Raw genomic sequence first — 25,565 nt, forward strand, 5'->3', positions numbered from 1 at the left:
CAAGCCGCCTACGTGAGGACGGGGTGGTTCGCGCGGAAGACGCCGTGCGGGTCGCGGGAACGCTTCAGGGCGCGGAGCCGGGCGAGCGTCGGCGCGGGGAAGGCATCGGCCGCGGTCTCGTCCGGGGTCAGCAGCGTGTAGGGCTTGCGTCCCGCGATGACCGCCTCGAACCGCTCGACGAGCCCGACCTGCTTGGCGCGGACGCGGGCGGGATCGGGGCCGCCGCCGACCATCTGCAGGAGGTACGGCTCGGGCAACGCCCCGCTCGCGCCCGTGCCCGGCTCGGCGAGCGCGCCGGACAGGTGCCGGATCTGGATGGAGATCAACGGCTCGATCGGCTCGGTGACCAGGCTCTCGTCCAGGCCGGTCAGGAGTTCGGCGCGCGGCAGGGAGGCGGTGGGGCGGGCCGGCTCGCCGGCGATCCCGCCGAGGTCGGCCACCGCCACGAGGCCGCGGTCGTCGCTGATCGGGCCGTCGATCGCGTCGATGGCGCGCACCAGTGCCGCGCCCTCGGACGGGTCGCCCAGGTAGGTGAGGTCGAGCGCGACCATCGGCGGGGCGCCGGGGAATGCGAAGCGGTTGAACCACACGGTCAGCTCGGGCGGCGCCTCGCCGGTGAGCTTCCGGAAGGTCTCGAACACCTCTCCCGCGCGCTCCGCGGGCCAGACCACGCGTCCGCCATACACTGTGCATGCCGGATGCAGGTCGAATTCCAGTGCTGTGACCAGCGCGAAGTCACCGCCGCCGCCCTTCAGCCCCCAGAACAGTTCGGGGTCGGACGAGGCGGTCACCCGTGCCTGTTCGCCCTCCGCGTCGACGACGTCGAAGGCGCGCACGCTGTCGGCGGCCCACCCGTGCCTGCGGCCGAACCACGACAGGCCGCCGCCGAGCGTGTACCCGGTGACGTTGACGACCGGGGAGCTGCCGGCCAGGCCCGTCAGGCCCTCCGGCCCGGCCGCCGCCAGGACGCGGCCCCAGTTCACGCCGGCTCCGGCCCGGGCCAGCCGGTCCCGCACCCGCAGCTCGTCGAGGCGGCCGGTACGTAGCAGGATCACCCCGTCCACGTCGCCGGACGCGTCGTGGCCGGAAGCCTGGGCGGTCACCGTCCGTCCCGACCGGCGCGCATAGCGGACCAGCGCGGCGACGTCCTCGGCGTCCGCGGCCTCGACGACGGCGGAGACGGGCTGGTCGACCGTCAGGTTCCAGGCCCTGCGCGCCGCGTCGAAGCCGTCGTCGCCGGGCTCCAGCACCCGCCCCCTGACGGCCCTCCGCAGATCGGTGCCGCTCATCGCTGCCTCCCCGAAGCCGACCACGTCCTTAGCTGGCAAGGATGCTAGCATCCTGTCATGGGTGACGCGGAGGTCAAGCAGTTCAACGTGTACCTGCCGGTAGAGCTGATCAAGCAGGTCAAGCACCACGCGATCGACGAGGGAATGTCGTTGTCGGCGCTCGTCGCCGCGGCCCTGCGCGCCTACCTCGACGATGCCCACGGGGCGCGATCGCAACCTGGAAAGGAGTCGTGACATGGCGACCGACGGATTCGAGGCCGTGTTCATGGAGACCCGCAACTGGGGGAGGACCGCGAAGTTCCTCCAGACGCTCGGGTTCGAGCTGGAGACCGAGACCGGCGACGGTTCCGGCGTGTTCCGCAACGGGAGCGGCCCCTATGTCGTCGTGATCGAGGTCCCGGAGGACCGCGAACCCGCGATGCAGCTCGCGCTGCGGGTCCCCGACGCGGACGCGTTCCGTCCCGATCCGGCCGTCGACGTGGTCAGCCCGTTCGAGGACACCCACTACGGGACGCGGGAGATGACCGTCCGCGACCCCGACGGGCGGCTGTGGAGCCTCCAGGCGCCCAAGGGCTGACCCCGCCGGGTTTGGTGGCGGGGCCCACAAACGCCGCCGGGAGTTGCTCAGTCCCGCTCATAAACACGACGCAAGTGCTCCCTTACAGTGGGTGGGCCTTTGCGGAACGCCGCCGTTTCGCGTGTCCCGTACCCCACCCCCCCCGGGAGTCCGTGATGAGACGCTCCTCCCTCCGCGCCGCGGCGGCGCGAGCCGTCGTGGTCGCCGCCGCCGGCGCGCTCGCCGCCGCCGCCCTGGCCGCCCCGGCGTCGGCCGACACCGTGCCCGGCTCCGTCCCGCCCGACCAGGACCCCTTCTACAAGGCGCCCGCGAACATCGGCACCTACGCGCCGGGCGCGATCGTCGCCACCCGCGCGTTCACGCCCAAGGCCGGGAACGTGGCCGACACCGCGAACGCCTGGCAGGTCTCCTACCGCACCAACGACTCGCACGGGACGCCGGAACTCGCGGTCACCTCCGTCCTCGTGCCGAAGAAGGCGTGGACCGGGTCCGGCGCGCGGCCGGTCGTGTCGGTGCAGGCCGCCGAGGACTCCACCGGCTCGCAGTGCGCCCCGTCCTACGGCCTGGCCTCCGGCGACCTGTTCGCCTCCACCGCCGCGATCTACGCCGGGCCGATGCTGAGCAAGGGCTGGGCCGTCGCCATGCCCGACTTCGAGGGACCGAAGTCGGTGTTCATGGCGGGCGTCCAGGCCGGGCACGCCGTCCTCGACGGGATCCGCGCCGTCCAGCGGTTCAAGGACTCCGGGATCGCCGCGCAGGCGCCGTGGGCGCTCGCGGGCTACTCCGGCGGCGCCCAGGCCACCGGCTGGGCCGCGGAGCTCCAGCCGTCCTACGCCCCCGACGTGAAGCTCGCCGGCGCGTCGATGGGCGGCATCCCCGCCGACCCGGAGGCCGTCGCGCGGTCGCTGGACGGCGGGGTCTTCTCCGGGTTCGAGGCCGCCGCCGCGGTCAGCCTCGGCACCGAGTACCCGGAGATGGACATCGACGCGCTGATGAACGACAAGGGCAAGCAGGCGATGAAGGACGCCGCCGGGAAGTGCCTGACGAGCCTGCTCACCTCGTTCGCGTTCAAGAAGCTGTCCGACTACAGCACCGTCCCCGACCCGCTGGCGGTGCCGCGCGTCCGGGCCGTCCTGAAGGCCAACACGCTCGGCGCCGCCGCCCCGGCCACCCCCGTGTTCGACTACCACGCGAACACCGACGAGATCGTCCCCGCCGCGCAGGACGACGCGATGGTGAAGGCGTGGTGCTCGCGCGGCGCCACCGTCCACGTCGTGCGGGACGCGATCGGCGAGCACGCCCTGGAGATGGTCGTGCGGCAGAACGACTCGGTGAACTTCCTCGACGACCGGTTCGCCGGCAAGCCGCCCGTCAACGACTGCTGACGCGGGCAGGCGGGCGGGCCCTCACCAGAGCAGGAGGGTCATCGCGGCCGCGACGGCGACGATCAGCACGCCGCCGGCGGCCAGCGGGCCCGCCGTCCGCCCGGCCGGGGACGGCCGCCGCCCTTGGATCGCGGCCGCCCCGGCCCGGTAGCGCACCGCGGCGTACGCCATGCCCGCCACACCCGTCACCACCAGCACGATCCCGGCGGCCACCGCCCGCGTGCCGCCGTCCTCGACGAGCTTGGCGACCGCGAGGCCGAGCACCATGACCCCGGCCGCCGTCCGCATCCAGGCGAGGTACGTGCGCTCGTTGGCCAGCAGATCACGGGCGAGCTCCGGGTCGTCCTTACCGGCAGGGGCCTTGCCGGCACCGTCCTGACTGGCGGGGTCCTGCATGGCGGCCTCCAGGGCGGGGCGAGCGGGCTTCGACCCTCTCGTTCCCGGGTATCCGCACGTCATGAGCCTGTGGGGGAAACGGGACGACATGGTCGTGCACGGGCGCGACCCGTTCAACGCCGAACCCCCCCGCGCCGCGCTGGCCGGCCGCCGGACGACGCCGCCCGACGCCTTCTACAGCCGCAACCACGGGCCCGTCCCCGACCTCGACCCGGCCGCCTGGCGGCTGACCGTGGACGGCCTCGTCGACCGCCCGCTCGAACTGTCGCTGGCGGAACTGCGCGACCGGTTCGCCGAGCACGAGGTCGCGGCCACGCTGCAGTGCGCCGGGAACCGCCGCGCCGGGCTCGCCGCGGTCCGCGCCATCCCCGGCGAGGACCCGTGGGGGCCGGGCGCCACGTCCACCGCCCGCTGGACCGGGGTGCGCCTCGCCGACGTCCTCGCCGAGGCGAAGCTGCGCCCCGAGGCCGCGCACGTCGCGTTCACCGCGCCCGACGTGTCGCAGCTGGCCGATCCGCCGCAGCCCTACGGCGGCTCCATCGGCGTGGACAAGGCCGTCCGCCCCGAGGTGCTGCTCGCCTGGGCGATGGACGGGCGGCCCCTGCCGCGCGTGCACGGCGCGCCGCTGCGCGCGGTCGTCCCCGGCTGGATCGGCGCGCGCAGCGTCAAATGGCTGACCCGCGTCAGCGCGCGCGCCGAGCCGTCCGACAACTACTTCCAGGCGACCGCGTACCGGGTGCTGCCCGCCGACGCGGACCCGGCGGCGGGCGGCGGGATCTCGCTCGGCCCGATCACGGTGAACTGCGACATCCTGCGTCCGGACGACGGCGACCGCGTCCCGTCCGGCCCCACCGAGGTCACCGGCTACGCGCTGGCGGGCGGCGACCGCACCGCCGCGCGGGTCGACGTCTCCGCGGACGGCGGCCGGTCCTGGACGCAGGCGGCCCTCGACGACGGCGACTCCCCGTGGACGTGGCGGCACTGGCGCACCACCCTCGACCTGCCCCGGGGCGACGTCGTGATCATGGCCCGGGCCTGGGACTCCGCGGGCGCCGTCCAGCCCGAATCGCCCGTCCACCTGTGGAATCCGAAGGGCTATGCGAACACGTCCTGGGCGCGTATTGGCCTGACCTGCACCTGAGCGATTCCGGCCGCCTTTCAATAAGGTCGGAGATCCGTTCGCCCGCGCTCAGGAGGACATTTCCGTGAACAGTGTCCGGGATTCGATCGGCCGCGCGTTCGACGACGTATGGCGGCGTACCCGCGAGCGTCTCGACGGGCTCACCGACGCCGAGTACCTGTGGGAGCCCACGCCCGGCGGCTGGACGATCCGCCCCGACGCCGAAGGCCGCTGGCATATCGACGGAGAGGGCGGCGGCGGTCCTGCGCCCGACCCGGTCCCGATCGCGAACCTCGCGTGGCGTATCGGCCATATCGGCCTCACGTTCACCGACTTCGGGGACCGGCTTTTCCGCGGCCGCAACATCACGCTGGACGACGTCGAATTCGCCGGCACCGCCGCGGGTGCGATCGCGTTCCTTGAGACGGCCTTCCGCGTCCATTGGCGCGAGCCGTTCGCCGCGATGCCCGAGGAACGGCTGTGGGAACCGTCCGGTCCCGCCTTTTTCGGCTATGCCGAATATCCCGCGATCGACACGGCTCTGCACGTGCTCGACGAGTTCATCCACCACAGCGCCGAACTGGGTGTGCTCCGCGACCTCTACCCGCATCGGCCTGCGGTGACCTGAGCCGAGGCGCGCCGGGGAGCGGGGGCGGCAGGAACGAACGCCCTATTGACACGTGATCTCGTTTGTTCTTGGATCGCTCCCATACTCACGAGTAGCCGGATTTCGGTCCGGTCTCTCGGCCTGCCCCCCGCCGCGGTTCCACCCCCAGCGAGAGGATCTCCGTGTCGTCCATGCTCAAGCGGCTGGCAGCGCTGTCCCTGTCGGCGGGCCTCGCCGGCACCGCCCTGTGCGCCGCGTCCGCCGCGTCCGCGCAGGCCGCCCCGAAGCCGCGCGCCCAGGCGGGCGCCCCCGCCGACGCGCCGCCCGCGGCGCTCGACCTGTCGGACTGCCCCGACGTCCTGCCGGTCGGCGCCGACCCGGCGGACTGGTACTGCAACGTCCTGGTGACCAGCGGCGGCCGGATGAAGATCGGCAACATCGACCAGCAGATCACCGCCCCGATGACGATGACGATGCTGTTCGGCGTCGACCCGAAGACCGGGGCCGAGCTGACCAGGTTCGTGAAGATGCGCAGCAAGGCGATGCCGGTGGCGGGCGGCGCCCTCGGCATCCCCGGCACCGAGAAGATCCCGCTGTTCGCGCTGAAGGTGAAGCCCCAGTACGGCGGCGCCATCGACATGGACATCGCCAACCGCAAGACGCGCATCGCCCTGAAGATCAAGCTGATCAACCAGCTGCTCGGCGACAGGTGCTTCGTCGGGTCCGCCGCGGCGCCGATCGACCTCGACCTGGACCTGCCGGGCATCACGCCGGCGCCGGGGCCCGACGGCACGTTCTGGATCAAGATCGACGCGGTCGACGACGCGTTCGCCGTGCCGAAGACGAACGGCTGCGGGTTCGCCGCGCCGATCGCGGACCTGCGCGGCGGCCTGCCGTCGGCGTCCGGAAAGAACAGCGCGCAGCTCACCTCGTACTTCGCCGGCAAGCAGTACTCGGAGATGTACCCGAAGATGGCCGTCCGCACGAAGTGACGTCCGGCCGGTGTAGATTGCGGGCGTCGATCGATCACGGACACGAGGAGTGAGGCCTGTGCCTGCGACCCGCTGACGGGCCGCTGCGCACCACCGGGCGGGACGGAGCGTCCCGCGGTCCGGTGCCGGTTCCGGAGCGGCCCGAACACGCCGTTCCCGTCCACCCTGGCACTAGGGGTCTTCTCACCATGTTCGAATCCGACGTGCACGCGTACCTGCGTGCAGCCGCGGGCGGCGACGCCGTCCGCGTCCCGCCGTTCCTGGCCCGTTTCGACGAGCACAGCGACGGCCTGTTCTTCAACTACGCCATCCCGGACGACGGCGCGCGGCCCGCTCCGCGCGACGTCCGCGAGCTGGCCGACGCGTTCACGGAGCGGGGCCGGACGCCGCGCCTGGAGTACCTGCCCGCCGCGGCGCCCGGCGTCGAGGCGGCGCTGCTCGCCGGCGGGTTCGCGGCGGAGCGCCGGCTGCCGATCCTGACCTGCGCCTCCGCGCCGCCGATGCCCGCCGTCGACGGCCCGGTCGAGATCGTCCGGGCGGTGGACGACGCGCTGCTGTGGCAGGTCGCGCGGGTGCAGGGCGAGGCGTACGGCATGCCGGACGCCACGGCGCACGACGTGGCGCGGCTGCGCCGGGTCTCCGCGCGGGGCGGCATCGTCGCGCTGGCCGTGGACGCGGCGACCGGCGAGGCCGCCGGCGCGGGCCAGTTCGGGCCGCCGCACGAGGGCGTCAGCGAGCTCGCCGGCGTCGGCGTACGCGCGGCCCACCGGCGGCGCGGGATCGCGGCGGCGCTGACGGCGTGGCTCACCCGCGAGGGCCGGGACGCCGGGATCACCACGCCGTTCCTGATGCCCGAGGACGACGGCGCGGAGCGCATCTACCGGCGCGCGGGCTACGAGCGCGCGGCGGAGATCCTGCACATCTCGCGGCGGTAAGCAGGCGGGGCGGGGCCCGGGCTCGTCCCGGGCCCCGCTCAGGCGGGCTTGCGGGCCTCGAAGAGGGAGCGGGACGAGTGCGCGACGAACGATCCGTCGCGCCGGATCAGCTCGTCCATGGCGCGGAGCCGTTCGCGGTAGCGGTCGACGGTGAAGCCGGGAACGATCCAGATCACCTTGCGCAGGAAGTAGACGACCGCGCCGATGTCGAAGAACTCGACGCGGAGCCGCTCGGTACGCAGGTCGGCGATGTCGAGGCCGGCGGCGCGGGCGTCCGCGCTCTCGGCGGCCGGGTCGCGCTCGGCGCGCGCCTCGGGCTGCGGGCCGAGGAAGTGCTCGGTGACCTCGAAGACGCTGGCCGGGCCGACGTGCTGGGCGAGGTACGTGCCGCCGGGCGCGAGGACGCGAGCGGTCTCCGCCCACCGCACGACGGCCGGATGGCGGCTGGTGACCAGGTCGAACGCGCCGTCGGCGAACGGCAGCGGCTCGCCGTCGGGGTGGACGACGACCGCGGCGCCGCGCGGGTGCAGCAGCCGGGTCGCCTTGGCGGCGTTCGGCGGCCACGACTCCGTCGCGACCATCGTCGGCGGGAACGCCGCGGCCTCGGCGAGCACCTCGCCGCCGCCGGTCTGCAGGTCGAGCGCGGCGGTGGCCCGTCCGAGCCGCTCGCTCATCAGCCGCTGGTAGCCCCACGACGGGCGCTGCTCGGTCGCCCGGCCCTCCAGCCAGGAGAAGTCCCAGCCGTCGACGGAGAGGGAGGCGGCCTCGTCCACCAGGTCATCGAACGTGCGGTCCATGAGCCCATGCTCGCAGCCGGGTCAACCGGTTTCCGCCCGGCCACGGCCCCCACCGCACGCTGCGCCGACAACCCGGGGTTGTCGAACCGGCCGGACGGGTGTTGGACGCGGCGCCGCGGCCCGCGGTGGGATGATCGCCGTGAACGCGAACATGCAGGCCCTCCTGGTGATGGACGTCCAGCGCATCGTGGCGGCGCAGCTCGGGGACCGGGCGGACCGGTACCTCGCGCGGCTGGCGGAGACGGTGGCGGCGGCCCGCGCGGCGGGCGTCCCGGTGATCCACGTCCGGGTCGTGCACCGCGACGGGCACCCGGAGATCGGGCCGCTGAACAAGCCGTTCCGAGGGCTGACCGGCACCGACGTCCTCACCGAGTCGCATCCGGAGAGCGGGATCCATCCGGCGGTCGCGCCGCTGCCCGGCGAGCCCGTCCTCGACAAGCGCTTCTTCAGCGCGTTCGCCGGCACGGATCTGGATGCGCTGCTGAAGGCGCGCGGCGCTGGGACGCTCGTACTGACCGGCCTGGCGACGAGCGGCGTCGTGATCAGCACCCTCCGGGACGCGACGGAGCGGCAGTACGCGCAGATCGTCCTGTCGGACGGGTGCGACGACGCCGACGAGGAGATGCACCGGTTCCTGGTGGAGCGGTTCTTCCCGCGCGAGGCCGAAATCATGACGAGCGCGGAATGGGTCGCCGGCCTCCCCGCTCAGTGACCTATGACGCCGCTCAGTGACCCATGACCAGGAAGACGATGCCGGCGACGACGTGCGCGGCGACGGTCACCACGAGCATGACCATGAAGAGGTACTTGGCGGTCGGGTGGTCGAACTGCGAGCCCTTCCGGGCGGTCTGCGCGGAGCGGTCCTGAGCCTGCTGCTCCAGTTCGTCCAGGGACGGCAGGAAGGACGGACGTCGGAGCGCCATGCGTTCCCCTCTCAGCCCATGACGGCGAACAGGACGCCGCCGATGACGTGGGCGGCCACGGTGACGGCGAGCAGCCCGACGAACAGGTACTTGGCGGTGGGGTGGTCGAACTGGCCGCCGCCGCGGGGGCGGGGGCCGAGCTCGGCCTGGCGGCGGGCGATGCGCTCTTCCAGGGGGGCCCTGCGGAACATGCGTCCTCCGTTGCCTCGCCAACCGTTGGTGTACAAAACGTTGCGGTAGTAACCTTTATAGCCGAAGCCCCCGGCGAGTGGAGGAACCGTGGCACGTGATCTGGGCGACGCCCCCGACCCGCTGGCGCTGGAGAACCAGGTCTGCTTCGCGCTGGTGGTGGCGTCGCGCAGCGTGCTCGCGCTCTACCGCCCGATCCTGGAGCCGATGGGGCTGACGCATCCGCAGTACCTGGTCATGCTGGCGCTCTGGGAGCACGAGCAGCTGTCGGTCAAGGAGCTGAGCCGGCTGCTCCAGCTCGACCCGGGCACGCTGTCGCCGCTGCTCAAGCGGCTGGAGTCCGCCGACCTGATCCGCCGCCGGCGCGACGGCAGGGACGAGCGGCTGCTCGCCGTCACCGTCACCGAAGCGGGCCGCGCCCTGCGCGAGCAGGCGGAGAAGATCCCGGCCACGATCATGGACCGGCTCGGCATGGGCCTGGACGAGCTGAAGGACCTGCACGGCACCCTCACCCGCGTCATCGCCGTCGCCACCGCCGCGGGAGCGGCCTAAGGCGTCGCGGCGCCCCAGTCCCACAGGGCCTGCAGCACCGGGCCGAGGCGCCGCCCCCGCTCGGTGAGGCTGTAGCGGGTGCGCGGCGGCACGCCCGGCTCCCGGTGCCGGACGAGGACGCCGGCGCCGACGAGATGGGCGAGCCGGTCGGCGAGCACTTTGTCCGACAGTGCGGGCAGCGCCGTCCGCAGCTCGGTGAACGAGCGGTCGCCGCGCAGCAGCTCGCGGACCACCAGCGTCGTCCACCGCCCGCGCAGCGCGTCGAGAGCGATCTCCACCGGGCAGGACGGGCTCGGCGCGGCGGCGTCCGCGCGCGGATCGTCGGGCAGTCCCGGGCGACTGACCGTTTGGTGAGCCATGAACGGGCCTCCTAGCGTTGCCGCGTCTCGACGATCTTGTCTACCGGAAGGACCACCATGCGGCGGCCGGCGATGCGTCCCGAGGACGTCCCCCACGTGTTCGAGGAGCGGTTCAACAGCGGCGACACCGCGGCGGTGGCGGAGCTGTACGAGGACGGCGCGGTGTTCGTGCCCGAGCCCGGCGCAGCCCTGCGCGGCGCGGAGGCCCGCGCGGCGAACGAGCGGTTCGTCGCTCTCGGCGTGCCGATCAAGGTCGCCCCGCGGCACGTCCACGCGGCGGGCGACGTCGCGCTGCTGATCGTCGACTGGGTGATCGACGGCACCGGCCGCGACGGCGCGCCCGTGCACATCGAGGGCACCGCGACGGACGTGGCGCGGCGCGGCGCGGACGGGTGCTGGCGGTACGTGGTCGACAACCCGTTCGGGTGCGCCGTGCTGGGATGATTCGGGCATGCGGTTCGGGATCCTGGGCGAGACCCGGGCGTGGCGGGACGGCGGCGAGGACGTGCCGCTCGGCGGTCCGGCCCGGCGGGCGCTGCTGGCGCTGCTGCTCGTCCGGCCGGGTGCGGCGGTGCCGGCGGACCGGCTCGCCGCGGGCGGGACGGCCGGCCACGCGCTGCACTCGCAGGTGTCGCGGCTGCGCGCGGCGCTCGGGCCGGACGCGGCGATCGAGCGGGACGGCGGCGGGTACCGGATCGCGGTCGGCCCCGATGACGTGGACGCGGGCCGGTTCGAGCGGCTCGCCGACGAGGGCCGGGCGGCGCTGCGCGACGGCGCCGCGGACCGCGCGGCCGAGCTGCTCGGCGAGGCCCTGAGCCTGTGGCGGGGCCCGGCGCTCGCCGACGTGCCGTGGGCCGAGACGGACGCGCTGCGGCTGGAGGAGCGGCGGACCGCCGCCACCGAGGACCGGATCGAGGCCGACCTGCTCCGCGGCCGGCACCGCGACGTGGTGCCCGAGCTGCGCGACCTGCTCGGCCGGCACCCGCTGCGCGAGCGGCTCGCGGGGCTGCTGATGCGGGCGCTGCGCGACGGCGGCGGGCAGGCCGAGGCGCTGCTGGTGTTCGAGGAGACGCGGCGGCGGCTCGCCGGCGAGCTGGGCGCGGACCCGTCCGCGGACCTCGCCGCTCTGCACCGCGACCTGCTGCGCGGCGACCCCGCCCCGGCGCCGGTGCGGCCGCCCGCGCCGCTGACGGACCTGGTCGGCCGCGGCGGCGACGTGGACGGCGTCGCGGACCTGCTCGCGTCGGCGCGGCTCGTCACGCTGACCGGGCCCGGCGGCGTCGGGAAGACGCGGCTGGCCGTCGAGGTCGCGGGCCGGGCGGACGGCGAGGCGTGCTTCGCCGAGCTCGCGCCGCTGCGGGACGGCGCGTCGCTGCCCCGCGCGCTGCTCGGCGCCCTCGGCCTGCGCGAGTCCGGGCTCCAGGCGCCGGACGCCGGGAAGGGCCCGGAGGACCGGCTGGCCGCGGCGCTCGCCGACCGCCCGCTGCTGCTCGTCCTGGACAACTGCGAGCAGGTCGTGGACGCGGTCGCGGCGCTCGCCGGGCGGCTGCTCGCCGCGTGCCCGGGGCTGCGCGTCCTCGCGACGAGCCGCGAGCCCCTCGGCATCACCGGCGAGAACCTGTGGCCGGTCCGGCCGCTGGACGGCGACGCGGCGGTGCGGCTGTTCACCGCGCGGGCGTCCGCGGTCCGGCGCGGGTTCGCGGCGGACCCGGCCGTCGTGCGCCGGATCTGCGCGGCGCTGGACGACCTGCCGCTGGCGATCGAGCTGGCCGCGGCGCGGCTGCGCACCATGGACGTCGCCGACCTCGCGGGCCGGCTGGACGACCGGCTCGGCGTCCCGTCGCGCGGCAGCCGCACCGCCGACGAGCGGCACCGCACGCTGCGCGCGGTCGTCGCGTGGAGCTGGGACCTGCTGGACGAGGACGAGCGGCGCGTCGCGGAGCGGTTCACCGCGTTCGCGGGCGGCGCGGCGCCGGACGCGGCGCGCCGGGTGTGCGGGGACGGCGGCGACGCGCTGGAGTCGCTGGTCGACAAGTCGCTGCTGGAGCTGGCGGGCGGCCGGTACCGGATGCTGGAGACGATCCGCGCCTACGGCGCCGAACGCGCGGCCGAGTCCGGCGCCGATGCGCGCGACGCGCACGCGGCCTACTTCCTGGAGCTGGCTCAGACCGCCGATCCGCAGCTGCGGACGGGCGCCCAGCTCGACTGGCTGGGGGTCCTCGCCGCGGAGCACGGCAACCTGCTGGCCGCGCTGGGCGGGGCCGCCGAGGCGCGGGACGTGCCGGCCGGGCTGCGGCTCGCGGCGGCGATGTCGAGCTACCTGTGGATCCGCGGGGTGGCGGTCGCCGCGCAGGCCGCGGCGCTGCTGGACGTCGCGGGCCCCGTCCCGCCGCCCGGCCTGGAGGAGGAGTACGCGGCGTGCGTGCTGCACGCGGGCGCGGACGCGGCCGGACGCGAGGTGTGGCAGCGGCATCGAGCCGCGGCGGAGGCGGCGCTCGAAGCGGCGTGGGCGGACGGGAAGGCGGGCCGCCATCCGGCCGTCCCGTTCCTGTGGATGATGCGCCGCGCGGACGAACCGGACGCGCAGTCGGCGTTCGCGCTGGTCCTGGCGCAGCGCGACGGCCCGGACCCGTGGGCGCGCGCCGCCGCCCGCTTCATCGCCGGGTTCGAGCCGCTCGCCGCGGGCGACATGGAGGGGGCCGCCGCGGAGTTCGGCGCGGCGGCCGGCGGGTTCCGCGCGCTCGGCGACCGGTGGGGCACCGCCCTCGCGCTCGACGCGCTCGCCGGCCTCGCCGCCCACCGCGGCGACCGCGCCGCGGCGGTCGCGCTCACCGACGAGGCGCTCGCCCTCACCGAGCGGCTCGGAGCCCTCGACGAGACCGCCGACCTGCTCGTCAACCGCGGCGACCACCGCGTCGAGGACGACCGGGACTCGGCCCGCGCCGACTACGAGCGCGCCGCGGCGGTCGCGCGCCGCGCGGGCAGCCCCACCTACCTCGCGGGGGCGCTGCGCGGCCTCGGCGACATCGCGCTCCTCGACGGCGACCCCGGCACCGCCGAACGCCTCTACACCGACGCGCTCGCCCGGTTCGACCCGCACTGGATCAAGAGCGTCGGCGGCCGCGCGTCCGCGCTGGTCGGGCTCGGCCGCGTCGCCGCCGCGCGCGGCGACGGCGGCACGGCCCGGTCCCGCTACCGGGAGGCGGCCGGGGCGGCGGCGTCCAAGGGCGCGTTCATGGAGGCCGCCCGCGCCGTCGACGTCCTCGCCGGCCTGGAGGCCGCACAGGGCGACGCGGACCGGGCGGCCCGGCTGTCCGCCGCCGCGCAGGCGCTGCGCGGCGCCCCCGCGACCGCGCTGAGCAGGGCGGACGCGCTGCGCCTCGCGGGCCTCGACGAGCAGGTCATCGAGGCGGTGAGCCGGCGGTGAGCCTGCGGTGAGCGCGCCTCGGCAGTCTCGCCGGCATGAAGAACATCCTGATCTCCGGCGCCTCCGTCGCCGGCCCCGCGCTCGCCCACTGGCTCGCCCGCTACGGCTTCACCACCACGATCGTCGAGAACACGCCCGGCTTCCGCGACGGCGGCTACGCCGTCGACTTCCGCGGCGACGCGCACCTGACCGTCCTGCGCCGCATGGGCATCCTCGGCGAGGTCGAGCAGGCCCGGACCGGCACGGGCGCGATGGCGTACGTGAACAAGGAGGGCAAGGTCCAGGCGTCCATGCCCGCCGATCTGTTCGCCGGGGACGTCGAGATCCTCCGCGGCGACCTCGCCCGCATCCTCTACCGCGCCACCCGCGGCACCACCGAGTACGTCTTCGGCGACTCCATCGCCTCCCTCGACGAGGACGAGGACGGCGTGACCGTCGCATTCGAGCGGTCCGCGCCGCGCCGGTTCGACCTGGTCATCGGCGCGGACGGGCTGCACTCCAACGTCCGCCGGCTCGCGTTCGGGCCGGAGGAGCGGTTCGTACGCGACCTCGGCGTGCACTGCGCGGTCTTCAGCGTCCCGAACCACCTCGGCCTCCAGTACACCGGGCACGTCTACCGGACCGGCGGGCAGCTCGCGTCGGTCTACAGCGCCCGCCACAACACCGAGGCGCGGGCCGCGTTCTACTTCAGCTCGCCGGAGGCGGACATCCACCGCCGCGACGTGGCGGGGCAGCAGCGGATCCTCACCGAGCGGTTCGCCGGGACCGGCTGGGAGTGCGACCGGCTGCTCGCCGAAATGCGCAACGCCCCCGACTTCTACTTCGACTCCGTCGGGCAGGTCCGCATGGACACCTGGTCGCGCGGCCGGGTCGCGCTGCTCGGCGACGCCGCGTACTGCCCGTCGTCCCTGTCCGGCATGGGCACCGGCCTCGCCATGGTGGGCGCCTACGTCCTCGCGGGCGAACTGGCCGCCGCGCGCGGCGACCACCGCGTCGCCTACGCGCGCTACCAGGACGTCCTGGGCGAGTACGCGGCGGGCTGCCAGAAGATGGGCGACGGCGTCGCGAAGCTGATGATGCCCAGCAGCCGCTTCGCGGTCGCGCTGCTGAACCGGTACTACAAGCTCATCCCGTACCTGCCGGGCAAGAACATGGCCGCGAAGATCGCGCGCAAGACCGCCGAGGGCATCGCGCTCCCCGACTACGCGGGCGCCGCTGCGCGCCCGACGTGCTGAACCCTGCCGGAGGCGGTCACATCGGTGCCCCGCGGTCCGTCAGTGCGATGTACGACCCGATCGCCCTGAGGAGACCGCGATGAGCAAGCTGGACATGACGTCGATGTACACCTTCCACGACGCGCTGCGCCGGGACCTGCGGCACATCACCGAGGTCACGGCGCGTCCCGGCGACGACCCCCGGCGCGTCCTCGCCACCGCCGTCGGCTGGGAGCTGTTCAAGAAGGCGCTGCACGCGCACCACACCGCGGAGGACGAGGCGCTGTGGCCGATGATGCGCGAGGCCGTCGCGGGCCGCCCGGACGGCCTCGCGCTGCTGGACGCGATGGAGGCCGAGCACGCCGCGGTGGACCCCGCGATCGAGGCGATCGACGCGGCGCTCGCCGACACCGAGTCCGGGCCCGCGCGGCTCGGCGAGCTCGCGGACACCCTCGCGACCGCGCTCGGCGGGCACCTCAAGCACGAGGAGGACGAGGCGCTCCCACTGATCGAGGCGTCGCTGACCGAGGCGCAGTGGCTGGAGTTCGGCCAGGCCAGCGGCAAGTACGTCGGGCCGGACGGGCCGCGCGTCATCCCGTGGATGCTGGACGGCGCGTCCGAGTCCGCGGTGGCGGCGATGCTGGCGCCGCTCCCCGACCCGCTCCGCGCCGCGTACACGAACGAGTGGTTCCCGGCGTACAAGTCCCTGGACCTCTGGGCCGCCGGCGCCTAGAGGAGACCGCGCCTAAGGCAGACCGCGGAGCGCGGAGTCGATCCGGGTGAGGACGGCGAGCGTCTCCTCGTCGTCCGTCCTTGCGAAGGCGTCGCCGACGGCGCGCGCGGCGGCGCCTTCGAAGAGCCACGCCGCGACCTGCTCGTAGGGACGGCCCTGGCAGGCGATGCGCGGGGCGAGGCGTCCGCGCTTCCAGGTCAGGTCCTCGGTGGCGAAGTCGTGCAGGTGCCGGATCGCGGCGCCGGACGGCAGCCGCGACCATTCGGTGAGCTGCGACGATACGTCGCCGGCGGCGCAGCCGAGCGCGCACAGCGCCGTCCGGATCCGGAGCGGGCCGGGGTGGGCGGCGAGCGAGCGCGTCCAGAACGCGCCGAGGAACGCGGCGACCGCGTCGCGCTGCGGCCACCGCTCCCAGCCGGCCCGCGCGAGCTTGCCGAAGACGATCTCGGGGTCGGGGTAGGCGAACGCGTCGTCGGCGGCCAGTTCCAGCAGGCGAGGGGCGAAGTAGCGGAAGTCGTCCTCGTCGCCCCACGTGTTGAGGGCCTTCGCCGCGTACCGCGCGAGGTCGCCGGCGGCGAGGTCGCGCGGCGGTCGGGCGAGGAGCGGCCGGTCCTCGTCGACGGCGACGCAGCACGGGCAGCCGTGCACGCGGGCGGGGCGCGGGACGTCGGCGAACGCCGCGTACAGCGCCTCGACCGCCGCGGAGTACATCGGTCAGGTGGCGGCGGTGCGGCGGGCGTGCTCGTCCAGTTCGAGGTCGATGAACGCGCCGATCATGGCCCGCCACACCGCCTCGGCGACCTCGGGGGACAGGCCGGCGGACGCGGCGCGCTCGCGGGCCAGCGCGACGACCTGCTCGACGCGGCCGGGCGCGCGGACGGCGTCCGCGTCGGCCTTGAACGCGGCGGCGGCCTGGACGAGCGCCTGCCGTTCGGCGAGGAGCCGGACGAGGTCGCCGTCGATGGCGTCGATCCTGGCGCGGACGTCGGAGAGCGAATCCATACCGGGATCCTGGCAGGACCGTCCGGCATGCGTCACTACGCGGGCATGCGTCACTTCGCGGACGCGGCGATGAGGTCCCGGTACCAGCCGAACGACTTCTTCGGCGTCCGCTTCTGCGTCTCGTAGTCGACGTGGACGAGCCCGAACCGCGGGTGGTATCCCTCGGCCCATTCGAAGTTGTCCAGAAGGGACCAGGCGTAATACCCGCGGATGTCGACGCCTTCGTCGACGGCGGTCCGCATCGCGGCGATGTGCGCGTCGAGGAACTCGATGCGGGCCGTGTCGTCGACCGTGCCGTCGTCGGCGACCTCGTCGGGGAACGAGCAGCCGTTCTCGGTGACGTACAGCGGCGGCAGCCGGGTGCCGTACCGCTCGCGCAGCGTGCGCAGCAGGGACAGGAAGGCGTCGGGGGCGATCGGCCAGCCCATGCCGGTCACCGGGTACCCGGTGACGTCGACCATGTCGAAGGGGAGCGGGCCGTCCGCGGGCGGGGCCTTGAGGCGGGTCGGCTGGTAGTAGTTCACGCCGAGGAAGTCGATCGGCGACGCGATGACCGACATGTCCAGGTCGTGGATGTGCGGCGCGAGGTCCGGGCCGCCGAGCATCGAGATGTCGGGGTAGGCGCCGGTCAGCACCGGGTCGGTGAACATCCGGTTCATGAAGGCGTCGAAGGCGAGCGCGGCGCCCCGGTCGGCGTCCGACGACGGGTCGGCGGGCCAGGCGGGCGAGTAGTGGTTGGCGAGGCCGACGCGGCGGGCGCCGCGGCTGCGCAGCGCGGTGACGGCGAGGCCGTGGCCGAGGAGCTGGTGGTGGGCGGTCGGCAGCGCGTCCAGCATCAGCGTCTCGCCGGGCGCGTAGACGCCGAACGCGTACCCGTAGGCGGTGACGACGACCGGCTCGTTCAGCGTGATCCACGTGCCGACGCGGTCGGCGAGGCGTTCGGCGGCGCGGTAGGCGAACTCGGCGAACCGGTAGGCGGTGTCGCGGTTCATCCAGCCGCCGGCGTCCTCGAGCGGCTGCGGCAGGTCCCAGTGGTAGAGGGTGACGGCCGGGTCGATGCCGGCGGCGAGCAGCGCGTCGACGAGCCGGTCGTAGAAGTCCAGGCCCCGGGGGTTGGCGGTGCCGCTGCCGGCCGGCTGAACGCGCGGCCACGCGATCGAGAACCGGTAGGACCCGACGCCGAGGTCTTTCATGAGCGCGACGTCCTCCGGCCACCGGTGATAGTGGTCACAGGCGACGTCGCCGGTGTGGCCGTCCCGCACCCGGCCGGGCGTGTGCGCGAAGACGTCCCAGGTGGACGGCCCGCGGCCGTCCTCGTGCACGGCGCCTTCGACCTGGTAGGCGGCGGTCGCGACGCCCCAGCGGAAGCCCTCCGGAAGCCCCATCCGTTCCTTCCCCACGAACGCGAATGCTGTTCGGACTTTACGGCGCGGGGTGGTCGGCGCGGAAGGGTTCCGTGACCGCGGGGTGGGGAAGCGGGGCCGCGCCATGACCGAGCATGGCGGGTTCGGGTGACAATGGTGGCGTGACCGAGATCCGCACCCCGCTCCGCCGACGTCCCGCCCAGCGCCGCAGCGCCGAACGCGTCCAGCGGATGCTCGACGCGTGCGCGGACATCCTCGACGAGGACGGCTACGACGGCCTGACCACCACGCGGATCGCGCAGCGCGCCGAGGTCGCCATCGGCTCGGTCTACCAGTTCTTCCCGGACAAGCGGGCGGTCGCGCAGGCGCTGGCGCTGCGCAACCTGGAGGTGTTCGGGCAGCGGATCTCGACCCGGCTCGCGAGCGGCGCGTTCGCCGACTGGTCCGACACCGTCGGCGTGATCATCGAGATCTTCGTCGAGATGCACCGCACCGTGCCGGGCTTCCGGGTGCTGCGCTTCGGCGACGTCGCGGACGTGAACCTGCTGGACTCCGACGCCGACAACAACGCGGTCGTCGCCGACCGGCTCCGCGAGATGATCGTCGAGACGTTCGCGGTGCAGGACACCCCCGGCCTCGCGACCGCGCTGGCCATCGCGGTGGAGGCGGGCGACGCGGTGCTGAAGATGGCCTTCCGGCGCGACCCGTCCGGCGACCCGCTGATCGTCGCGGAGGCGGAGCGGCTGATCCACGGGTACCTCGCGGACCACATCCAGCAGGCCTGACCGGCGCCGCGGCGGCCCGCGGGCGCGCCCGCCGCCGGCCGCTCCCCCGGCCGCCTCCGGCCATTCGCCCGGACATCACCCCGAGCTCGCCATTTGTGGCAGACTCGCGCGAAAACGCGACGGGACGAGGGTGAGTTCGCTGGACGCAGAGCGGCTCCAGGCGCAGAACCGGCTGCTGATCCGGCAGCGGATCCGCCTGATGGTCAACCAGTACGAGGTGCACGCCGAGAACCCCGACGGCGGCGAGGGGGAGCTGCTGGCGTTCGCGCAGCAGAAGCGGCTGGCGTTCAAGGAGCAGGTGACGCTCTACTCCGACGACTCCAAGACCCGCCCCCTCCTCGGCTTCAAGGCGCGCAAGCGCATCGACCTGGCGTCGGCCTACGACATCACCGACGCGAACGGGCAGCCGATCGGGGTGTTCCGCAAGGACTTCAAGAAGTCGCTGATCGCCTCGACGTGGCATCTGGAGCAGCCCGGCCTCGGCGTGACGACGGGCAGCGAGCGCAACAAGTTCGTCGCGGTGCTGCGCCGCGTGTGGGACTTCATCCCGTACGCGGAGAACCTGCCGTTCGCGTGGCCGTACCACTTCGACTTCTACGCGGGCGACCAGCTCGTCTTCTCGGTGGAGAAGAAGTTCGGGTTCCGCGACCGGTACATCGTCGACATCAAGGACCCGCGGCTGGACCGCCGCCTGGTCGTGGCGCAGGCCGTCGCGCTGGACGCCCTCCAGTCCCGCTGACCGCACCCGGCGGTCGCAACGGCGGGGCGGCGGTCAGAGCCAGCCCTGGGCGCGGGCCGTATGGACGGCCTCGATCCGGTTCCGGGCGCCGACCTTGTTGATCGCCGCCGACAGGTAGTTGCGGACGGTCCCCTCCGACAGGTGCAGGCGGCCCGCGATGTCGGCGATCGTGGAGCCGTCCGCGCCCGCCGCCAGCACGTCGCACTCGCGCGGCGACAGCGGGTTCGGGCCCGCGCTGAGCGCGGCGGCGGCGAGCGCCGGGTCGATAACCCGCTCGCCGGCGACGACGCGGCGGATCGCGGCGGCCAGCTCCTGCGCCGGGCCGTCCTTCACCAGGAACGCCGACGCGCCCGCCTCCATCGCGCGGCGCAGGTAGCCGGGCCGGCCGAACGTCGTCAGGATCATGATCCGGCAGCCGGGGGCGGCGGCGCGGATCTCCGGCGCGGCGGCGAGGCCGTCGCGGTCGGGCATCTCGATGTCGAGCAGCACGACGTCGGGGCGGGTGCGGGCGGCGACCGCGACGGCCTCCGCGCTCCCGGACGCCTCCCCGACGACCTCCAGGTCGTCCTCCAGGCTCAGCAGCGCCGCCAGTGCGCCGCGGACCATCCGCTGGTCCTCGGCGAGCATCACGCGGATCACGTGGCGGACTCTACCGCCGTCCGCTCCGCTCCGGCCGGGGCCAGCGGGACGCGCACCGCGAGCCGGAAGCCGCCGCTCTCGCGCGGGCCGGCCGCCACCGTCCCTGCCGCGTCCGCGACGCGCTCCGCCAGGCCCTCCAGGCCGTGCCCCGGGAGGTGCCCCTCGGGGGCCTCGCCGCGCCCGTCGTCGACGATCTCCAGGGTGGCCTCGCCGCGCTCCCGGGCGATGGTGATCGTGACGCGGCGGGCGCGGGCGTGCCGCACGATGTTGGTGACGCCCTCCCGGACGGCCCAGCCGAACAGCCCGTCGACCTGGTCGGGCAGCGGCGCCCCGGACGTCCGCACGGCGACCTCGACCTCGGCGGCCGACAGCACCGCGCGGGCGCCGTCCAGCTCCTCGGTGAGGTCGCGCCGCCGGTAGCCGGAGATCGCGGCGCGGACGTCGGCGAGGGACCGGCGCGCCACCGACTCGATGTCGGTGACCTCCGCCATCGCGCGGTCGGCGTCCCGCTCGCCGAGCCGCCGCGCCAGCTCCGCCTTCAGCACGATCAGCGACAGGCTGTGCCCGAGCAGGTCGTGCAGGTCGCGGGCGATGCGCAGCCGCTCGTCGGCGGCGGCGAGCCGGGCGACCTCGCCGCGCGCGTCGCGCAGCTGCTGGACGAGCGTGCGCGCGTGCCGGAACGCGACCATGAACAGCCCGAGCGACAGCGTGGTGAGCGCGATGGGCCACAGCGCGCCCGGCACGCCGAGCAGCGGGCACTGCACCACGACGAGCGCCACGGTCCCGCCGACGCCCCACAGCACCCGGTTCATCGGCAGCGTCATGGCGAAGACCATCGACAGGTAGATCGGGGTGCCCAGCCATGCCGGGCCGAACGCGAACGGCAGCGCGGCGGCGAACACCGCGAACGCGGCGAGCAGGACGTACGTGCGGGTCCTGACGGGTTCGAGCCAGCTCCGCAGGCTGAACGGCGTCGCGATGAAGAGCGCGATGAAGGCGATCAGCCCCGCGATGGCCAGTGCCATGCGGGCGGGGGAGTAGCCGGCGATGTCGAGGGTGACGGGAAGGAGGTAGATCAGTCCGGTGGAGGACCAGAACGCGCGCCGCCGCCGGGCCTTCCCGGCTTCGGCGTCGGCGTCGGCGCAGTCCCCGCCGTCGGGGAACCTCGTGGTCATGGCGCTTGAATCGTATGCCGGTGGGCGGCCGGCGGCGTCGTGGATCTCCACGGCGGCGAGGGGGATGGCGTCCACGCCGTCAACGGTACGAACGCGCAGGCCGGGGGGTTAGTGAGCGTTGTCGTGGGTCCGGGATGACTTTTGTCATGGTCGTCTTGCCCGTGCATGGGGTCTGGCCTACCCGCGCTTTACATGTTACGAAGGTATGTAAAGCGGTGGGCGGAGCACACCCGCGTCGCGACGCTGCGGCGCAACCCCCCGAGGAGGATCCCCCGTGAGTTCCTATGACCTCTACTCCACGCCCGTGCCCACGGAGACGTGGAACGTCCCGATGTCCGGCGACGCCCGGTTCACCTGGGAGTACGACGAGGGCCGCGACCGGCTGCTGAGCCTGTACCAGAAGGGCAAGGACAAGCAGTGGGACGCGACGAAGCGCATCGACTGGGACCTGGAGGTCGATCCGGTCAACGTCGCCGGCCTGCCGGAGAACTTCAACCCCCTCATCGGCTCCGACATCTGGGACAAGATGTCCCAGAAGGAGCGTGACGAGTTCGGCCGGCACCAGGGGTCCTGGCTGTTCAGCCAGTTCCTGCACGGCGAGCAGGGAGCGCTGAACGTGTCGGCGCGCATCGTCCAGTCCGTGCCCGACCTCGACTCCAAGTTCTACGCGGCGACGCAGACGATGGACGAGGCGCGGCACGTCGAGCTGTACGCCAAGTTCGTGCACGAGAAGATCGGGATGTACTACCCGATCAACCAGGACCTGGCGAAGCTGCTCGCCGAGTCGCTGGAGGACAGCCGCTGGGACCTGCCCTACCTCGGCATGCAGGTGCTCATCGAGGGCCTCGCCCTCGCCGCGTTCGGGCTGTACCGCGACATGTCGACGAATCCGCTGGTCAAGCAGCTGCTCGCGTACGTCATGCAGGACGAGGCGCGGCACGTCGCGTTCGGCCGGCTGGCGCTCAAGGACTACTACGCGCAGCTGACCGACAAGGAGCGGGCCGAGCGCGAGGAGTTCGTGGTCGAGGGCTGCTACCTGATGCGCGACCGGTTCAAGGGCCGCGAGGTGTTCGAGCAGATGAACATGCCGGTCGACAAATGCGTGGAATACGTCGACAACTCGGATATGTACACGCTCTATCAGTCGCTGCTCTTCAGCCGGATCGTCCCGTGCGTCCGGGACGTCGGCCTCTGGGGCGACAAGGTGAAGGCCGCCTACGCCGACATGGGCGTCCTCGACAATGCCAAGGCCGACCTCGAGGCGCTGATGCGGCAGGACGAGGAGATCGCCGAGAAGGTCGACGAGGAGAAGTACGCCGCCGAGCTGGCCGCGCGCAAGACCGAGGTCGACGACGCCATCGCCCTCGGCGCCGAATGACCTGACGCGCGGCGCCGGACGGCGCCGCCGCCGTGGTGACGGCGGAAGGGAACGCGGGGATGCCCAAGGGCGTCCCCGCGTCGCATTTCCGTAGATCTTTACCGCCCTCCCCTGATCGATTTGTGTATTCGGCATGCGCGGCATCCGGGCTGTACTAACGTGCCCGCTCGACGGTGCGCCGGAAAACGAACGCCATGGGCGCACGCACACCGCGCAGAGTCGATCCGAGAATTTCGGGGGAAAAGACATGAACCGATCCGCCAGGAAACTGCTCGGCCTGTCGGCCGCGGCGCCGCTGGCCGCCGCGCTGACCCTGGCCGCGGCGCCGGCGAACGCCGTCCAGGGCCCGGCCGCCGACCTCGTCTACGGGACGGTCGGCCAGGTCGGCCCGGCGATGCCGCCGGTGGCGGTGCCCGCCCCGGTCTCGGACGCCGCGAGCCGCACCGCGGAGGCCGCGACCGGCACCGCCGACGGCGCGCTCGCCGCCGCGTCGCGGCCCGGCCGCGGCGCCGGCCTGGCCCCGCGGCTGCCCGTGTCCCGCACCGGGTCACGCACCGCGTCCGGCCCCGCCGCGGCCGCCGCACGCGCCTGCCGGCTCGACCCGATGAAGACCGTCGACGGCACCCGCGTCACGCGGCTGCTGCCGAGCCAGACGATGTCGCTGACGCCCGGCCGGGACGGCGCGCCGATCTCCGCGCCGCGCAGCGGCGGCTGCCTGGGCGCGGCCGACCGCAGCGCCTCCGGGCCCGGTATCGCGTCCGGGCTGCCGGCGCCGGTCGGGGAGGCCGCCAAGGTGCCGGGACGGGTCGTCGGGCGCGTCACCTCCGTGCCGAAGCGGGTGGTCGGGAGCAAAGTCGGGAAGATGGGCGGCGGCGCGGTGGCGCTGCCGAACGCCCGGTCCGGCGCGCCGGGCGGCGGCCCGCTCGGCGACGCGGTGGCCCTCGGGCTGCCGGGCGACGCCTCCTCGCTGCGGTCCGCCGCGCCGATCTCGATGGTGTTCCCGGACGGCGCCGGGGCGCGGCGGTCCCGGCCGGCGCCGCAGAACCTCGTCGGTGAGGCGAACGACACGGTGAACCAGATGCACTCGCAGGTCGGCAGCGTCGTCAACGTGCTGAAGACGCGCGAGCGGCCGTCCGACACCGGGCGCGCGGGGGACGGCGGCCTGGTCGGCGGCGGCCTGCCGGCCGACGGGCCGGCGGACGGGCTGGCGGACGGGCTGTCCGGGCCGCCGGTCTACCTGCCGAAGCTGCCGGCGGTGCGCTGACCGCCGGTCCGGCGATTCACCCTCTTAACGGGGCGTTTCGGAGATGCCAGGTGCATCCCGGAACGCCCCGTTTTATTGCCAAACGAACGCTTGTTATATGTCCGAGATCACACCTTCCATGGCGAGTAAATTGGATCTTGAAATGCGCTCACCCAGCGAAGTGGATCAGCTTCACAGGGCAAAAAGAGAGGTGACAAACCCCACAAAGGCCGGGCCTGCGCTTGATTCACTCCGGGCGCAACGTACGGTCAAGGACTTGTGCGGCGCTTTCGAGATCAAAAGTGAAGATGCATCGCAGCCGCACCTGCCGGACGCCGAAGCCGCGATGACGCGGCCGCGCTGAGCGAGAGCGCGGAGACGGGCACTGAAGCCCATTGGCGGCGCGGACCAGGGGGGACGAGGAGGTCGCCCCGGCGCGCTGCGAGAACGGCGCTGAGAAACGCCTGGGCGTCCGGGGTCCTGTTCCCTACCGAAGGATCCTTCGTGGGCAACCCTGACGAACGACCCCGTCTTCACGCGCGCCTTCAGGCCCGTCTTCCGCGGCCGCGAAAGCGCACCCTTCTGATCTTCTCCGGCGTCGCCGCGGCCGTTCTCGCGGTCGGCGCGTTCGCCATCGCCGGCGGCGGAAAGGCCCCGGCCGACTCGGCCCAGGCCGCGCAGACCGCCCCGCAGGCGACCACCCCGGTCGCCGACCCGCCGCGGCCGGAGCCGTCCCGGGCCAGCCGCGGCGGGCCGCGCGACCCGGACCCGAAGCACAAGAAGAAGGCCGCGCCCACCAAGAAGGCCCGCCCGGCGGCAGCCGCCGAGCACAAGGCCAAGCCGAAGAAGAAGACCCGGGTGCTCCAGTCGGGCAGCTGCGAGGCGTCCTTCTACGGCGAGGGGCAGATGACCGCGAGCGGCGAGCCGTTCAACCCCGGCGCCCTCACCGCGGCGCACAAGACGCTGCCGATGGGCTCCAAGGTCCGCGTGACCAACAAGAACAACGGCAAGTCGGTCGTCGTCCGCATCAACGACCGGGGCCCGTACGCGGGCGGCCGCTGCCTGGACCTGTCCACCGCGGCCATGAAGAAGGTCGGCGGCACCGGCTCGGGCGTCATCCCGGTCCGCTACGAGGTCCTCTCCAAGGGCTGAGTCACACCGCACGGCACCACCCGCCTCGCGGGCGGCTCGACACCGGCCGCGAGGCGGGCTTTCGCATGCGCCCGGTCAGCGGGCGGCGCGCGCGGGGGCCGGGTAGGGCGCGGTGTCGACGGCCGTCGTGTCGACGGGCGCGGCGTCTGCGGGCACAGCGTCGGGCTGCACGGCGTCGGTGGACACGGCGTCCTGCTCCGGGTCGGCGCGGACGTCCGCGAGCCGCTCCCGGAACCAGTCGGTGAGCAGGCCGTCGACCCGCACCGCGTCGGTGATCGGCGGCCGCGGCTCGGTGCCGGGCTCGGCGGCCAGCGCATGCCCCATCCGGAACGTCGCGGTCTCCACCGCGCCCGCGCCGCGCCGCTGCAGGACGTCGCGGAACGCGGTGACCTCGCCCGCCGGGACGACCCGGTCGCGGCCGCCGCCGACCAGCAGCAGCGGCACGTCCCGCGCGGCGATGTCGCCGGCGAGCGCACCGAGGTCGAGGCGGTCGGCGAGCTCCTGCGCCGGCCCGCTCCACGCCCGGTCGCGTCCCGCGCGGCGCTCCACCGCCCGCGCCGCCCGCGCCGGGGCGACGACGGGCGCGACGGCGG

Annotated in this window: 30 protein-coding genes and 1 pseudogene; 19 read left to right on the forward strand and 12 right to left on the reverse strand. The window is 74.0% G+C overall.

Annotated features, from left to right (window positions below; translation table 11 throughout):
• Window positions 1–8: 8 nt before the first annotated feature.
• On the reverse strand, window positions 9–1,289 hold the full coding sequence (locus tag J4709_RS42350; RefSeq protein ID WP_208250655.1) for an FAD-binding oxidoreductase: 1,281 nt from the start codon (window positions 1,287–1,289) through the stop codon (window positions 9–11).
• A gap of 57 nt (window positions 1,290–1,346) precedes the next feature.
• Here J4709_RS42350 and J4709_RS42355 point away from each other — a divergent pair, with 57 nt between their 5' ends.
• The 3 genes from J4709_RS42355 (at window position 1,347) to J4709_RS42365 (ending at window position 3,251) form a co-directional block, all read left to right on the forward strand.
• A complete protein-coding gene (locus J4709_RS42355) occupies window positions 1,347–1,523 on the forward strand; it encodes a ribbon-helix-helix domain-containing protein (protein ID WP_208250656.1) in 177 nt (58 codons plus the stop codon).
• A 1-nt stretch (window position 1,524) separates the two neighbouring features.
• Window positions 1,525–1,866: a VOC family protein gene (locus J4709_RS42360; RefSeq protein ID WP_208250657.1), complete on the forward strand. Its 342-nt coding sequence runs from the start codon at window positions 1,525–1,527 to the stop codon at window positions 1,864–1,866.
• A gap of 155 nt (window positions 1,867–2,021) precedes the next feature.
• On the forward strand, window positions 2,022–3,251 hold the full coding sequence (locus J4709_RS42365) for a lipase family protein (protein WP_208250658.1): 1,230 nt from the start codon (window positions 2,022–2,024) through the stop codon (window positions 3,249–3,251).
• Window positions 3,252–3,272: 21 nt separating this feature from the next.
• Here J4709_RS42365 and J4709_RS42370 read toward each other — a convergent pair whose 3' ends face one another.
• The gene (locus J4709_RS42370) at window positions 3,273–3,647 is read right to left on the reverse strand and encodes a YidH family protein (RefSeq protein ID WP_208250659.1); all 375 of its coding nucleotides are present in this window, start codon (window positions 3,645–3,647) and stop codon (window positions 3,273–3,275) included.
• A gap of 61 nt (window positions 3,648–3,708) precedes the next feature.
• Here J4709_RS42370 and J4709_RS42375 point away from each other — a divergent pair, with 61 nt between their 5' ends.
• The 4 genes from J4709_RS42375 to J4709_RS42390 all read left to right on the forward strand — a co-directional run bounded on the left by J4709_RS42375 (window position 3,709) and on the right by J4709_RS42390 (window position 7,301).
• A complete protein-coding gene (locus J4709_RS42375; RefSeq protein ID WP_208250661.1) occupies window positions 3,709–4,788 on the forward strand; it encodes a sulfite oxidase in 1,080 nt (359 codons plus the stop codon).
• Window positions 4,789–4,852: 64 nt separating this feature from the next.
• Window positions 4,853–5,395, forward strand: a complete 543-nt coding sequence (locus tag J4709_RS42380) for a DinB family protein (protein WP_208250662.1) — start codon at window positions 4,853–4,855, stop codon at window positions 5,393–5,395.
• Window positions 5,396–5,556: 161 nt separating this feature from the next.
• Entirely contained in the window at window positions 5,557–6,366 is an 810-nt protein-coding gene (locus tag J4709_RS42385; protein ID WP_208250663.1) for a hypothetical protein, read from the forward strand.
• 188 nt (window positions 6,367–6,554) lie between these two features.
• Window positions 6,555–7,301: a GNAT family N-acetyltransferase gene (locus tag J4709_RS42390; protein ID WP_208250664.1), complete on the forward strand. Its 747-nt coding sequence runs from the start codon at window positions 6,555–6,557 to the stop codon at window positions 7,299–7,301.
• A 38-nt stretch (window positions 7,302–7,339) separates the two neighbouring features.
• On the opposite strand, the gene J4709_RS42395 is transcribed toward J4709_RS42390, so the two are convergent.
• Complete coding sequence (locus J4709_RS42395; protein ID WP_208250666.1) at window positions 7,340–8,098, reverse strand: class I SAM-dependent methyltransferase; 759 nt, start codon at window positions 8,096–8,098, stop codon at window positions 7,340–7,342.
• Between the two features lie 139 nt (window positions 8,099–8,237).
• Between J4709_RS42395 and J4709_RS42400 the strand changes: the two genes are divergently transcribed.
• Window positions 8,238–8,810, forward strand: a complete 573-nt coding sequence (locus J4709_RS42400; RefSeq protein ID WP_208250668.1) for a cysteine hydrolase family protein — start codon at window positions 8,238–8,240, stop codon at window positions 8,808–8,810.
• Window positions 8,811–8,823: 13 nt separating this feature from the next.
• Here the strand turns inward: J4709_RS42400 and J4709_RS42405 are convergent, their stop codons facing one another.
• Together J4709_RS42405 and J4709_RS42410 are read right to left on the reverse strand one after the other, a co-directional pair.
• On the reverse strand, window positions 8,824–9,021 hold the full coding sequence (locus tag J4709_RS42405; RefSeq protein ID WP_208250670.1) for a hypothetical protein: 198 nt from the start codon (window positions 9,019–9,021) through the stop codon (window positions 8,824–8,826).
• A gap of 11 nt (window positions 9,022–9,032) precedes the next feature.
• Window positions 9,033–9,212, reverse strand: a complete 180-nt coding sequence (locus tag J4709_RS42410; RefSeq protein WP_190856127.1) for a hypothetical protein — start codon at window positions 9,210–9,212, stop codon at window positions 9,033–9,035.
• 88 nt (window positions 9,213–9,300) lie between these two features.
• On the opposite strand from J4709_RS42410, the gene J4709_RS42415 reads away from it, so the two are divergent.
• Window positions 9,301–9,762: a MarR family winged helix-turn-helix transcriptional regulator gene (locus J4709_RS42415; protein ID WP_307802029.1), complete on the forward strand. Its 462-nt coding sequence runs from the start codon at window positions 9,301–9,303 to the stop codon at window positions 9,760–9,762.
• Here J4709_RS42415 and J4709_RS42420 read toward each other — a convergent pair.
• The gene (locus J4709_RS42420) at window positions 9,759–10,121 is read right to left on the reverse strand and encodes a winged helix-turn-helix transcriptional regulator (protein WP_208250671.1); all 363 of its coding nucleotides are present in this window, start codon (window positions 10,119–10,121) and stop codon (window positions 9,759–9,761) included. The genes J4709_RS42415 and J4709_RS42420 overlap by 4 nt on opposite strands.
• 57 nt (window positions 10,122–10,178) lie before the next feature.
• Here J4709_RS42420 and J4709_RS42425 point away from each other — a divergent pair, with 57 nt between their 5' ends.
• The 4 genes from J4709_RS42425 (at window position 10,179) to J4709_RS42440 (ending at window position 15,495) form a co-directional block, all read left to right on the forward strand.
• Window positions 10,179–10,565, forward strand: coding sequence for a YybH family protein (locus J4709_RS42425; RefSeq protein WP_208250672.1), 387 nt, complete (start codon window positions 10,179–10,181; stop codon window positions 10,563–10,565).
• 7 nt (window positions 10,566–10,572) lie between these two features.
• Window positions 10,573–13,548: an ATP-binding protein gene (locus J4709_RS42430; protein WP_208250673.1), complete on the forward strand. Its 2,976-nt coding sequence runs from the start codon at window positions 10,573–10,575 to the stop codon at window positions 13,546–13,548.
• Between the two features lie 35 nt (window positions 13,549–13,583).
• Entirely contained in the window at window positions 13,584–14,783 is a 1,200-nt protein-coding gene (locus J4709_RS42435; protein ID WP_208250674.1) for an FAD-dependent monooxygenase, read from the forward strand.
• A gap of 79 nt (window positions 14,784–14,862) precedes the next feature.
• A complete protein-coding gene (locus J4709_RS42440; protein ID WP_208250675.1) occupies window positions 14,863–15,495 on the forward strand; it encodes a hemerythrin domain-containing protein in 633 nt (210 codons plus the stop codon).
• Between the two features lie 12 nt (window positions 15,496–15,507).
• On the opposite strand, the gene J4709_RS42445 is transcribed toward J4709_RS42440, so the two are convergent.
• The 3 genes from J4709_RS42445 to J4709_RS42455 are packed head-to-tail and all read right to left on the reverse strand — an operon-like array spanning window position 15,508 to window position 17,882.
• On the reverse strand, window positions 15,508–16,206 hold the full coding sequence (locus J4709_RS42445; protein WP_208250677.1) for a hypothetical protein: 699 nt from the start codon (window positions 16,204–16,206) through the stop codon (window positions 15,508–15,510).
• 3 nt (window positions 16,207–16,209) lie between these two features.
• Window positions 16,210–16,497 carry a chorismate mutase gene (locus J4709_RS42450; RefSeq protein WP_208250679.1) on the reverse strand — a complete coding sequence of 96 codons (288 nt, stop codon included), beginning with the start codon at window positions 16,495–16,497 and terminating at the stop codon, window positions 16,210–16,212.
• Between the two features lie 50 nt (window positions 16,498–16,547).
• Entirely contained in the window at window positions 16,548–17,882 is a 1,335-nt protein-coding gene (locus J4709_RS42455; protein ID WP_208250680.1) for a GH1 family beta-glucosidase, read from the reverse strand.
• A gap of 140 nt (window positions 17,883–18,022) precedes the next feature.
• Here J4709_RS42455 and J4709_RS42460 point away from each other — a divergent pair, with 140 nt between their 5' ends.
• Together J4709_RS42460 and J4709_RS42465 are read left to right on the forward strand one after the other, a co-directional pair.
• Window positions 18,023–18,646 (forward strand): TetR/AcrR family transcriptional regulator, encoded by a 624-nt coding sequence (locus J4709_RS42460; RefSeq protein ID WP_307802030.1) that lies wholly within the window; start codon window positions 18,023–18,025, stop codon window positions 18,644–18,646.
• A gap of 130 nt (window positions 18,647–18,776) precedes the next feature.
• Entirely contained in the window at window positions 18,777–19,385 is a 609-nt protein-coding gene (locus J4709_RS42465) for an LURP-one-related family protein (protein ID WP_307802031.1), read from the forward strand.
• Window positions 19,386–19,418: 33 nt separating this feature from the next.
• On the opposite strand, the gene J4709_RS42470 is transcribed toward J4709_RS42465, so the two are convergent.
• Together J4709_RS42470 and J4709_RS55945 are read right to left on the reverse strand one after the other, a co-directional pair.
• On the reverse strand, window positions 19,419–20,024 hold the full coding sequence (locus J4709_RS42470) for a response regulator transcription factor (RefSeq protein WP_208250682.1): 606 nt from the start codon (window positions 20,022–20,024) through the stop codon (window positions 19,419–19,421).
• Entirely contained in the window at window positions 20,021–21,274 is a 1,254-nt protein-coding gene (locus J4709_RS55945) for a sensor histidine kinase (protein ID WP_208250683.1), read from the reverse strand. The genes J4709_RS42470 and J4709_RS55945 overlap by 4 nt, the downstream gene beginning before the upstream one ends.
• A 199-nt stretch (window positions 21,275–21,473) precedes the next feature.
• On the opposite strand from J4709_RS55945, the gene J4709_RS42480 reads away from it, so the two are divergent.
• The 4 genes from J4709_RS42480 to J4709_RS55175 all read left to right on the forward strand — a co-directional run bounded on the left by J4709_RS42480 (window position 21,474) and on the right by J4709_RS55175 (window position 24,972).
• A complete protein-coding gene (locus tag J4709_RS42480; protein ID WP_208250684.1) occupies window positions 21,474–22,577 on the forward strand; it encodes a ferritin-like domain-containing protein in 1,104 nt (367 codons plus the stop codon).
• Window positions 22,578–22,824: 247 nt separating this feature from the next.
• The gene (locus J4709_RS42485; RefSeq protein ID WP_208250687.1) at window positions 22,825–23,841 is read left to right on the forward strand and encodes a hypothetical protein; all 1,017 of its coding nucleotides are present in this window, start codon (window positions 22,825–22,827) and stop codon (window positions 23,839–23,841) included.
• A 97-nt stretch (window positions 23,842–23,938) separates the two neighbouring features.
• Window positions 23,939–24,184 (forward strand): hypothetical protein, encoded by a 246-nt coding sequence (locus tag J4709_RS42490; RefSeq protein WP_208250689.1) that lies wholly within the window; start codon window positions 23,939–23,941, stop codon window positions 24,182–24,184.
• 140 nt (window positions 24,185–24,324) lie between these two features.
• The gene (locus J4709_RS55175; protein WP_208250691.1) at window positions 24,325–24,972 is read left to right on the forward strand and encodes a septal ring lytic transglycosylase RlpA family protein; all 648 of its coding nucleotides are present in this window, start codon (window positions 24,325–24,327) and stop codon (window positions 24,970–24,972) included.
• A gap of 75 nt (window positions 24,973–25,047) precedes the next feature.
• Here J4709_RS55175 and J4709_RS42500 read toward each other — a convergent pair.
• Window positions 25,048–25,565: pseudogene (locus tag J4709_RS42500) on the reverse strand (hypothetical protein); the annotation flags it as partial.

The sequence above is a fragment of the Actinomadura violacea genome (assembly GCF_017573465.1).
GTDB lineage: Bacteria > Actinomycetota > Actinomycetes > Streptosporangiales > Streptosporangiaceae > Spirillospora > Spirillospora violacea.

What these genes read in the sequence shown, in the direction of transcription:
- J4709_RS42350 (WP_208250655.1), bottom strand. Translation starts at nt 1,289, where the DNA reads ATGAGCGGCACCGATCTGCGGAGGGCCGTCAGGGGGCGGGTGCTGGAG.
- J4709_RS42355 (WP_208250656.1), top strand. Translation starts at nt 1,347, where the DNA reads ATGGGTGACGCGGAGGTCAAGCAGTTCAACGTGTACCTGCCGGTAGAG.
- J4709_RS42360 (WP_208250657.1), top strand. Translation starts at nt 1,525, where the DNA reads ATGGCGACCGACGGATTCGAGGCCGTGTTCATGGAGACCCGCAACTGG.
- J4709_RS42365 (WP_208250658.1), top strand. Translation starts at nt 2,022, where the DNA reads ATGAGACGCTCCTCCCTCCGCGCCGCGGCGGCGCGAGCCGTCGTGGTC.
- J4709_RS42370 (WP_208250659.1), bottom strand. Translation starts at nt 3,647, where the DNA reads ATGCAGGACCCCGCCAGTCAGGACGGTGCCGGCAAGGCCCCTGCCGGT.
- J4709_RS42375 (WP_208250661.1), top strand. Translation starts at nt 3,709, where the DNA reads ATGAGCCTGTGGGGGAAACGGGACGACATGGTCGTGCACGGGCGCGAC.
- J4709_RS42390 (WP_208250664.1), top strand. Translation starts at nt 6,555, where the DNA reads ATGTTCGAATCCGACGTGCACGCGTACCTGCGTGCAGCCGCGGGCGGC.
- J4709_RS42395 (WP_208250666.1), bottom strand. Translation starts at nt 8,098, where the DNA reads ATGGACCGCACGTTCGATGACCTGGTGGACGAGGCCGCCTCCCTCTCC.
- J4709_RS42405 (WP_208250670.1), bottom strand. Translation starts at nt 9,021, where the DNA reads ATGGCGCTCCGACGTCCGTCCTTCCTGCCGTCCCTGGACGAACTGGAG.
- J4709_RS42410 (WP_190856127.1), bottom strand. Translation starts at nt 9,212, where the DNA reads ATGTTCCGCAGGGCCCCCCTGGAAGAGCGCATCGCCCGCCGCCAGGCC.
- J4709_RS42420 (WP_208250671.1), bottom strand. Translation starts at nt 10,121, where the DNA reads ATGGCTCACCAAACGGTCAGTCGCCCGGGACTGCCCGACGATCCGCGC.
- J4709_RS42425 (WP_208250672.1), top strand. Translation starts at nt 10,179, where the DNA reads ATGCGGCGGCCGGCGATGCGTCCCGAGGACGTCCCCCACGTGTTCGAG.
- J4709_RS42430 (WP_208250673.1), top strand. Translation starts at nt 10,573, where the DNA reads ATGCGGTTCGGGATCCTGGGCGAGACCCGGGCGTGGCGGGACGGCGGC.
- J4709_RS42435 (WP_208250674.1), top strand. Translation starts at nt 13,584, where the DNA reads ATGAAGAACATCCTGATCTCCGGCGCCTCCGTCGCCGGCCCCGCGCTC.
- J4709_RS42440 (WP_208250675.1), top strand. Translation starts at nt 14,863, where the DNA reads ATGAGCAAGCTGGACATGACGTCGATGTACACCTTCCACGACGCGCTG.
- J4709_RS42445 (WP_208250677.1), bottom strand. Translation starts at nt 16,206, where the DNA reads ATGTACTCCGCGGCGGTCGAGGCGCTGTACGCGGCGTTCGCCGACGTC.
- J4709_RS42450 (WP_208250679.1), bottom strand. Translation starts at nt 16,497, where the DNA reads ATGGATTCGCTCTCCGACGTCCGCGCCAGGATCGACGCCATCGACGGC.
- J4709_RS42455 (WP_208250680.1), bottom strand. Translation starts at nt 17,882, where the DNA reads ATGGGGCTTCCGGAGGGCTTCCGCTGGGGCGTCGCGACCGCCGCCTAC.
- J4709_RS42485 (WP_208250687.1), top strand. Translation starts at nt 22,825, where the DNA reads ATGAACCGATCCGCCAGGAAACTGCTCGGCCTGTCGGCCGCGGCGCCG.
- J4709_RS42490 (WP_208250689.1), top strand. Translation starts at nt 23,939, where the DNA reads ATGTCCGAGATCACACCTTCCATGGCGAGTAAATTGGATCTTGAAATG.